This window comes from Delftia sp. WSY_22 (assembly GCF_043104185.1).
In the GTDB taxonomy this organism is placed as follows: domain Bacteria; phylum Pseudomonadota; class Gammaproteobacteria; order Burkholderiales; family Burkholderiaceae_C; genus Comamonas; species Comamonas tsuruhatensis.
This window is the reverse complement of sequence record NZ_JBICKN010000029.1, coordinates 102139-112419: the sequence shown is the minus strand read 5'-3', so window position 1 is coordinate 112419 and position 10281 is coordinate 102139. Positions and strand designations below refer to the sequence as shown.

General features: G+C 67.2%; 2 protein-coding genes. Both read left to right on the top strand.

What is annotated here, in order from left to right:
* Positions 1–1367 (top strand): hypothetical protein (locus tag ACF8NF_RS16125; protein ID WP_392450850.1); only part of this gene is annotated, 1367 nt, incomplete at its 5' end.
* A gap of 60 nt (positions 1368–1427) precedes the next feature.
* Complete coding sequence (locus tag ACF8NF_RS16120) at positions 1428–10184, top strand: LPD38 domain-containing protein (protein WP_392450849.1); 8757 nt, start codon at positions 1428–1430, stop codon at positions 10182–10184.
* The last annotated feature ends 97 nt before the right edge of the window (positions 10185–10281 follow it).

Below are 10281 nucleotides of genomic sequence, written 5' to 3'. Positions count from 1 at the left end.
CCAACGGCTACAAGATCGACTTTGACGACGCCCAGAAAGCCTATGTCGCGCGCAACGATGCCGGCGACACCAAGACCATCGCCATGCAGGGCGTGACGGATTTCATAGGCGAGCGCTCGGCCGGCTCCCTGAGCCGCGAGCAGCAGGACAGCACGCGCATGCTGGCCATGGCCGACGTGATCGGCCGCACGGATCCCGAGCGCGGCCTGCAGATGCGTCAGCAGTTCCGCCAGGGCCAGCACGCTGAAAAGCGCCAGGCGCGCGAGGAAAAGCAGTGGGCCAGAGAGGATGGCATCGAGGCCCTGGACAAGGAGCTGGGCCAGGCCTTCGAGTCCTCGCTGATAGGAGAGGACGGCAAGCGCCGAGCCCCCACGGCCACGGACTACCTGCAGTCCAACCAGCAGCGTGCGTTCAAGCTGGCCCAGGGCGGCTACATGGCAGAGGCGGAAAAGGCGTTCAAAGACAACCTCTCGACTGCCCACATCAAGATCCAGATGGACGCGGCCGAGCGCAAACAGGCGCTCGGCCCCGCTATGGCCGCCTTGGGCAGCGGGGACTATGGCGCCGTCGCCGAGTTCTACAACCGCTTCGTGCCCAGCGGCGCGAAGGTCACGGGCATCGAGGCGGACAAGGATGGCGGCCTGGTGATGAACCGTACGGGCATCGATGGCAAGCCGTTGGCGCCGCTGCGGGCCAAGGACCAACGCGAAGCCATGGCTATGCTCCAGTCCCTGGAGAACCCCGGCGCGCTCTACCAATACAGCCAGGACGAGTTCCGCAATCAGCTGCAGCTCAAAGCCGACCGCCGAGCCGACCATGCCGACCAGCGCGCAGCCGGGGCCGATGCCCGCGCTGCAGCTTCCCATGGCATTGCCATGGAGGACCGCCGCGAGCGGCTGAACGACAAGCGCGAGCAGCGGGATGTACGCGAGGCCATGGCGCGCGAGTCAAACCCCAGCATCTCGGACACCCAGATCCGGGCGGTGCGCGCGGGCATCATTCAGCCCCCCGGAGCCGACAACGCCAAAGCCAAGTACGACTACGACCCGGTCAAGGTGCAGAAGGCATTTGGGGAAACCATCCCCGCCCGATATGCGGGAGAGAAGGACACCGTGAAGCGCGATATGGACAAGGAGCGGCGCTTCCAGGAGTTCATGGCCGACAACCCCAACATCAGGGACGTGGACGAAGGGCTGGTGAAGTTCAACACTGCAGAAGTGAAGCGCACCCGGGGCGAGAAGGCCGGCCGAGTCTCGGCCGTGCAGGGCGCCATGTCGCCGGACGCCATTGCCGCGACGGCCAAGAAGTACGGTATGACCGAGGACCAGGTGCGCGACAAGCTGCGCTCCCAGGGCCTCATCAAGTAGGCGGGCCTGGGGCGTACCAAGCCTGACAGCCTCGACGGAGTTCCATCCGCGAGGTAATGCATGCCCCAGACCCCCCAAAGCGCCGCCGATGGCGGCGTTGACCTGTTTGAGATTGCCGGTATCGATCCCGGGCCGAAGAAGGAAGCCCAGGCCCCAGCCGGTGACGTTGACCTGTTTGAGTTGGGCGGAATTTCTATCGATCTGCCCAAGCCGAAGCCGCAGGGCATAGGCGGCTATGTGGCGGATGCCATCACCGACGTGTTCAAGCGCGCGGGCGGCGCCGCCCTCTCTGGCGTGGCTGCAGTGCCCGAGGCTGCCCAGTCGGGCATCCGCGCCACGGTGCGCAGCGGCGCCGGCGGCGACCCCGCCACAGTCATGCCCGGCGGCGCCTTCATCCCAGGCATTGACACAGACGAGGCCATCAACGGCCCCATGACGCAGCAGCAGCGTGACCGCCGCGAGCTGCAGGCGGAGCGCGCGGCCGTGGGCGTGCGTCTGCCGGGCGCCGAGACGCTGGCCCGCGCCGGCCGCGATGCGCAGAAGGCCATCAACGACACGACCAGCCAGGCCACGCAGGACGCGGTGGCCAACTCCCAGATCACGGGCAACCTGCTCAAGGGCGAGATCGACTTCGGCAAGGACCCGTCCGTGCGCGGCTTCCTGATGCAGGGCGCTGACGTGTTCGGTTCGATGTTCCCGGTGGTGGCCACGGCGCTGGCCACGCGCAGCCCGGGCGCAGCCGGCGCGGTGGGCGGCGCCATGGCAGCGGGCGAGGGCGTGGAGAACGCGCGGGAGTTCATCGCCAAGCAGTCGCACGAGCAGCTGCTGGACACCAGCCCGCTGTACCGCCGCATGATCGATGCTGGTGCAGCGCCCGACGAGGCGCGGCGCATCACCAGCGCCAAGGCCGAGGACGCCTCGGCGCTGCTGCAGGGCGCGGTGGCCACGTTCGGCGACCGCTTCACCGGCAAGCTGGTGACCGGCGGGCTCGACCCGCTGCTGGCCCGTGTGGCCGGCCGCTCGGTGCTGAGCAAGACGGCGGCCGGCGCGGGTATCTCGGCGCTGGAGGAGGGCACGCAGGAGCTGGCGGAAGGCGTAGCCTCGGACCTGGGCACCAAGAGTGTGGCCAGCGGCAAGGAAATCGGCGAGGACTCGGCCGCCAACTTCGTGCTTGGCGCGCTGGGCGGATCTGCACCAGGTGCTGCCCGGGGCGTGGTGGCCGGCGTGAAGGATCGGGGCGCCAAGGCGGATGCCGGCGGGCGCAGCACGGTCATCGACGTGACCTACAAGGATGCCGAAGGCAACACGGTCACGGACGTGGCCACGACCGCAGATGCTGGCCAGCGCGACGGCGCTGCAGCTGCGCCAGCCCCGGCACCGGCACCGGCACCGGCACAGACGGAGCAGCACGCCGAGCAGCAGCGTGTGCAGCAGCCCGATGGCACGCCCGAATCCATGGACAGCACCACGGCTGCCACGCGCCTGGCCGAGCTGGAGGTGATCGACAGCACCACGGGCTTGAACCCGGTGCAGCAGGAGGAGCGTGCAGCACTGGCCCAGCGCCTGGAGCAGGACGCTGCGCGCGAGGACGAGCTGGAAGCTCTGGGTTATGAGCCCCAGGCCGTGGCCGCCGAAGCTGCGGCGGCCGAACAGGCCCCGGCGTTTGATCCTGGTGCAGTGCGGTCCAAGACCTGGCCCCAGTTTGTGCACGAGCGCGGCGAGAAGGTGGCCACCCTGCGCCGGGGCACGCCCATCTGGGACCAGCTGCAGCACGAATGGGCCGCCGTGAAGACGCGCCGCGCCGGCACCAACCCCGAGGGCACGGGCGCCGCCGGCACGCCGGCCCAGGAGATCCAGAACCGCGACCGCAGCCGGCCTGCCAGCGTGGTGCAGATGCAGGGCATGGCCCAGAACCCCGATTACCTGCGGCTGGGCGTCTCGCGCAGCCCCGAATCGGGCGCTCCCATGGTGTTCGCCGTGGGCGACCAGGCCGACGCCGTGCAGGCGCTGGGCCGGGCCGACGTGGCTGTGATGAGCGATGGCCAGCGCGTGCCGTTCCGCTATGGCGTGATGGAGGCAGCCGATGTGCAGCCGTCCAACTTCGCGGACGGCGCCGTCAATCCGCTGTTCGACGCAGCGCACCCGGGCACCGTGAAGGCCCTGAACAACGGCCGTGTGGCAGGCCTGCGCGCAGCCTACGAGCGCGGCACGGCCGACGCCTACCGGCAGGAACTGGCCGCCGACAGCGACATGCACGGCATCGACCCGGCCGCCATCGAGGGCATGCAGGCCCCTGTGCTGGTGCGCCTGTATTCCGAGAAGGACAATCAGGTCAACATGGGCGCCAAGAGCCAGAGCCAGGCCCTGGGCCTGTCCGCCACGGAGCAGGCCGCCACGGACGCGGCCCTCGTGGACGGCGGCGTGCTGGAGGTGTTCGACAGCGGAGCCCTGGACAGTGCGGCCAACCGGGATTTCGCGCGGGCATTCATCGGCAAGCTGCAGGAGCATGGCCAGGACGTGGCCGGCATGATGGACGCCAACGGCGCGCTCTCGCCGGCCGGCGTCACCCGCCTGCAGGCCGCTCTCGTGCACAAGGCCTACGGCGACGGCGACCTGGTGGAATCGCTGTTCGGCAGCACGGACAACGACATACGCGCGATTGGCGAATCCCTCAAGGCCGTGGCCGGCGAGTGGGCCAACCTGCGCCTGGCGGCCGAGCGCGGCGCCATCAATGCCGAGGTGGACGTGACCGAGAACCTGCTGCAGGCCATCCGCCTGGTGCAGAAGGCCCGGCGCGAGCGCGCGGCCCTGCACGACGCTGTGCAGCAGGTGGACATGCTGACGGGCGACGTGCCCGATGCCCTGACCGTGGGCATGCTGCGCCTGCTGTACAGCGGGCATTACCTGACCCGGCCCGTGGGCCGCGACCGCTTGGTGGAGTCCCTGCGCGCATACATGGGCGCAGCTTTGGCGACCTCGGCCAGCGGTGATATGTTCGGCGAGCAGGTAGGCCCTGCCGCAATCCTTGCCGCCCTGAGCGGCCAACCCGTCCTACAGCGACAACAGACCAATGACACAAGCACCGACTCCCAGCAAGCCCCAGCCCCGCAAGGCAGCAGAGAACCCCCTGGCAGCGATGCTGCTGGGGAGCGTGCTGATGCAGCAGGGCCAGAAGCACGGCGACAAGAGCCAGACGGAGCAGGGCGAGCAGCTGCTGGAGATCGCGCAGACGGCCCAGGGCAAGAAGCCGACGCCGTAGCGCCCGCGCTGGAGCTTTCCAGCTACACCCCCGACGAGATCCAGGCCCAGCAGGCTCAGCAGGAGCAGGCCGAGCACAGCCGTGCACGCGATGATGCCAAGGCAGATGCGGACGCGCGGGCCGAGCGCGAACGCCAGGAAGTGGCCGAGCGCCAGGCCGCCAGCGCTGAAAACTTCCAGTTGGGCCAAGACGCGAAAGATGCGCTGAGCGGGCAGCAGGGAATTTTCGACAAACCGGCCGCCGCCGGGCCGGTGCGGCCAGACACTGCTGCAGCACCTGCAGCACCTGCAGCACCTGCAGCACCTGCAGCACCTGCAGCACCTGCAGCACCTGCAGCACCTGCAGCACCTGCAGCACCTGCAGCACCTGCAGCGAGCCAGCGGCCAAAGCTGCGTGACACGCGCGGCACAGGCGTTCGCCTGCATGGCACCAGCCGCCCGCTGCCCGAAGGCGGGCCAACAAACGATGGCGTCTACCGCGGCAACGTTCTCAACATCTACGGCCAGGGTTTCTACACCACAGACGCCGCCGACATTGCCGCCGGCTACACCCGCAAAGGGCAGGGCGGCGAGCCCACGCTGTATGAGATTGCCGAGCACTCCCCTGTCCGTCTGTATGACATGAATGCTCCGATGGAGCCTGAAGTGCAGTCCATGGCCAAGCGCGTCCTGGATGACCTGGCCCGCGATGAAAACACGGAGACGGGTGAGCGCATCACCACGCTGGCCCAGTTGTTCGATGAGGCGCGCGCCGAGTCTCGCTACGAAGGCGTGAGTGCGGACGAGCTGCAGGAGCGCTTCGATGGCATTCGCTACAACTTGGAGGACATGGGCTATCGCGGGTTTGCGCATGTGGGCGGCGGAAAGACCGGCAACCAAGCCCACAAGGTGAACATCTATTGGTATCCCGAGGATGATCTGTCCGTCACGCGCAGCGAGCTGTCCCGTTTTGAGGAAGGGGCTGTGCAGCCGGCGGCAGTGCCGTTCAAGCGCGCGGAGAGTTCCGTGGCGCCCACCATGACGGCCGACCTGGCGCAGGAACTGCTGCGCATCGCTGGTGGCGCGGCTCCGGCGGGCGAGCGCGGTGCACAGCCGGCTCCCATGGCGCGCGCGCAGAAGGTCGTGGACGCAGTGCGCCAGGCCTGGGCCAATGCGCCGCGCATCAACGTGGTGTTCGACCTGCAGGACCCGCGTGTGCCCCAGGAGGCGCGCGACACGGAGCGACTGCAGGCGGCCGAGGGCGCGGAGGGTGTGCCCAAGGGCTTCTATTTCGATGGCGAGGTCTATCTGGTGGCAAGCCAGCTGGCCACGCCCGAGGAAGCGGCCCGCGTGCTGTACCACGAGGCGCTGGGCCACCACGGCCTGCGCGGCGCCTTCGGCGAGAAGCTGGATGCGGTGCTGGACCAGATCATCGTGGCCCGCCCCCGCGAGGTGCGCACCAAGCTGCAGGAGTATGGAGAACTGGACGACCTGGTGGGCCGGCGCTACGCGGCCGAGGAGGTGCTGGCCGAGATGGCCGAGACACAGCCGCAGCTCGGCTTTGTCCGCCGCGCCGTCGCCGCCATCCGCGCCTGGCTGCGCACCCATGTGCCCGCGCTGCGCGACCTGGTCATGACGGACGCGGAGATCATCCGCGACTTCATCCTGCCGGCGCGCCGCTGGGTGGAGCGTGGCGCTTTGGCAGGCGCCTTGGCGCCGGTGGCAAGGCCTGCGTTCAGCCTGGACAGCGGCGCGGGCCGCCGCGCGCTGCAGGAGTTGTCCGAGCTCGAAGACCTGTTCACCTTTCCCAGGTCGCAGAAGACGGACCTGGCTGCCATCGCCCACGAGCACGACCCAGAGATCCGCGTCAGCAAGCCGGTCAGCGTCGCGGGCCGGCAGGAGTACACGCTCACCATGTCGGGGGGCAAGAAGGCCATCCTGTCGGTGCGCCAGCCCAACCCGTATGGCGGCGAGCAGGTCTACGACATGCTCTACACGGCGGAAGGCATGGAGGCCGTGGCCGGCAGGCCTGGCGAGAACCCGGAGGATGTGCCTCCGACCACGGACGTGTGGCTGGACGTGTCCAAGTTGTCCCGTGGGGACTCGGGTGCCATGGCGTACAGCATCGCCGCCACCTTCGCGCACAACACGGACAGCATTTTCATCGGCGATCCTCACGGGCTGAGCAAGACCGCGCTGCGTCGCCGGCTGGAGCAGATGCTGTCCAGCGCCTTGAAGTTCGGCACCACGCGCCACTTGGCGCCGCACCCCGACCAAGTGCGCGGCGGTCACGGCGTGCCAGGCCTGCGCTGGGTCTATGGGGATGACGTGGGGAATGTGGAGCGCATGATTGCGGCGAGTGTGGCAGCCACGGATAATGCTTTCCCAACCTCCAACCAGATCGAATATGACGCAGACCACGGTACTTTCCGACGTGCCAGCACCGGAGATCAACTATCAAGACAGCGACTGGCTGTCCTGGTTGGACAATCCCTCCGAGCAAGCCGTGGCATGGATAGAAGCGGACCAGCAGAAGCGGAAGCTGGCTGGCGAACAGTTGCGCGAGCGGCTGTCTGGCGTGCCCTTCTACGCGGAGAGGGCAGCGCGGGTGAAGGCAATCGACGGGGACGAGGCGCTGTACTGGGAAGGCTTGCTGAGCGGCACGCACAAGTTCTAGGCGACCCCAGCCCGAAGCTGCGCGTTTTCTACAGCCGCGGCTCCGCTGCCGGCGCGGCCCCGCCGGCACCTTCCAAGGGCCTGCTCGGCCGCCTGCAGGACAAGGTGGCCGACCTCACCGGCTACCGCTCCGTCGACGACTTCCTCTACGCTTGGCAGGACAAGTTCATCGACCTCAAGCGCATTCAAGCCACCATCCGGGCTCTGAATGGCACCGTCAGCGAGACAAATGACGCCTACCGGGGCGAGGAGCTGTACCACAAGCGCGTGGCCAAGCGCACGGCCAACTTCCTGCGCGACGAAGTGCAGCCGCTGCTACGGCGCCTGAACGCCACGGGCGTGGCCATCGGGGAACTGGAGCGCTTCCTGCACGCCCGCCATGCGCCCGAGGCCAACCGCGTCATGGCCGAGCGCAACCCGGGCGCCCAGCAGCTGCAGGCCCAGCTCGAGGCCGCCAGCAAGACCGTGGAAGATCTGCGCCGCCAGCTGCAGCGCGCCCAGGCCCGGGGCATGGCGTCCGGCCCCGTCCAGAAGGCGCTGGGTCTGGCCCTCATCGACCAGGACCGCTGGGACCGCGCCGAGGCCTTCGACGGCACCGAGGAGGAACGCCTGTCCCTGTCGGGCATGAGCGATGCCGAGGCGGCGGCGGTGATGGCCGGCTACAGCCCGGAGCAGCGCCAGGTGCTGGACGAGTTGGCCGCGCGCGTGGACCGCATCAACGACGGCACCCTGAAGACTCTGGAGAGCTACGGGCTCATGGACCAAGCAACGCTGTCGGCCTGGCGCAAGACCTATCAGCACTATGTGCCTTTGCACCGCGACGAGGCCCACCCGGACAGCAAGGCCCATCCCATCGGCCAGGGTTTCAGCACCAAGGGCGACGCGGCCAAGAAGCGCACTGGCTCGAACGAGCGCGTGACCAACATCCTGAGCCACATCGTCATGCAGCGGGAGGCGGCGCTGACGCGCGGCGAAAAGAACAATGTGGTCAAGCGCATGTACCTGCTGGCAGCGCAGAACCCGGACAAGGAGCTTTGGAGCCTGGAACTGCCCAAGAAGAAGGCACTGGACACGGATACGGGCCTGGTCAAGACCATGGTGGATCAGGGAGCCAAGGTGCGCGACAACGTGGTGACGGTGCGCATTGGCGGCAAGGATCGGTACATCGTCTTCAACGAGCGCAACGAGAAGGCCGTGCGCCTGGCCGTGGCCATGAAGAACCTGGACGCCATGGAACTGGACCGCTTCACGCGGATTGCAGCTTGGATCACGCGGTGGTTCTCCTCGGTCAACACCCAGTACAACCCTGTGTTCGGTGTCATGAACCTGGCGCGCGACCTGCAGGGCGCCATGCTGCAGCTGTCCACCACACCACTGGCCGGGAAGCAAGCCGAGGTGTTCCGCAACATCCGGCGAAACACGCGCGCCATCTACAAGGATCTGCGCCGCGAGCGTCGGGAGGAGGGCGCCGGCACGAGCGAATGGGCCAAGCTGTGGGAGCAGCTGCAGCTGGACGGCGGCACCACTGGCTATCGCGACCTGCATGCCGATCCCAAGGACCGCGCCAAGGCATTGCAGAAGGCGCTGGACCAGGTGAGCGAGGGCAAGGTGGTTGGCAGCGGCCGCGCGCTGCTGGCCTGGCTGTCGGACTTCAATGAGACCCTGGAGGCAACAACGCGCCTGGGTGTCTACAAGGCTGCGCTGGACCAGGGCATCAGCCGGCAAGAGGCCGCGAGCATCGCCAAGAACATCACGGTGAACTTCAACCGCAAGGGCCGCAACACCTCCGTGGTGGGGGCACATTTTGCGTTCCTGAATGCCGCGATTCAGGGCAACAAGCGCATGCTGGAGACGCTGGCGGGGCCTGCCGGGCGCAAGATCATGATGGGTGGCGTGGCCCTGGGCATGGCGTCGGCCATGGCCGGCTACCTGATGATGGGCGGCGGCGATGGTGCCGACGACGAATGGAAGAAGATCCCCGAGTTTGTAAAGGAGCGGGCGATCATCATCCCGCTGGGACGCCAGGACTATGTGGCTATCCCTCTGCCTCTGGGCTTCCATGTGTTCCCCAACATCGGCCGCACCATCGTGGAGATGGGTGTGCACGACGACCCGACGAAGAGCCGAATGGGGCACGTCCTGGACATGGCCGTGCTGGCCCTCGATGCCTACAACCCGCTGGGCGGGTCTGCGGATCTGGGGCAGATGGCATCGCCTACTTGGTTTGACCCCGTGCTGGCCCTGGCTCGCAACAAGGACTGGACAGGACGGGAGATCTACCGAGAGGACCGGAATTCAAACGACCCAACGCCAGGCGCGAGCCGGGTGAAGGATTCGACTGCGAAGCCTTACCGCTGGCTGGCCTCCTTGGCCAATGCCGCGACGGGCGGCAACGAATGGCGGCCCGGCGCTGCCAGCCCAACGCCAGAGGCCATCGAGTACCTGGTGGAGCAGATCACTGGCGGCGTGGGCCGCGAGGTGAACAAGGCCGTGGCCATGACCACTTCCGCCTTCACTGGTGAGGAACTGGCGCCGCATCAAATTGTTCTGGCAGGGCGTCTCTATGGGAACACGCGCGGCGCCAACGGCCAGAGCAACGCCTATTACGAGAACCTCAAGCGGATCAACATCAGCGAGAGCGAGTTCAAAGCCCGGGTCCAACGTGGCGAGGATGCTGATGCGGTGCTGGCTGACGTGCCTCTGGCGAGGGCCTATGACGCAGCCAAAGCACTGGACAAGAAGATCTCCGACCTCCGCAAGTTTCGCCGCAGCGTGCAGGCTAGCGATGCACCGAACAAGCGCGATCAGGTCAAGGCCATCAATCAGGAGATTGAGGTTTCCATGCATCTGTTGAATGCGGAGGTGCACCTAACGCTGAAAAAAGCGAAAACCCAGCGCCCATGACAACAAAAACGCGAACTAGTTCTTGATCGAAGATTTCAATGCGTTGCACATTGTTTCGGTTGACAATGCTTGACACTTTTGGCGCATTACTGTGACT

Coding starts and splice junctions, on each gene's coding strand:
- ACF8NF_RS16120 (WP_392450849.1), top strand. CDS start 1,428: ATGCCCCAGACCCCCCAAAGCGCCGCCGATGGCGGCGTTGACCTGTTT.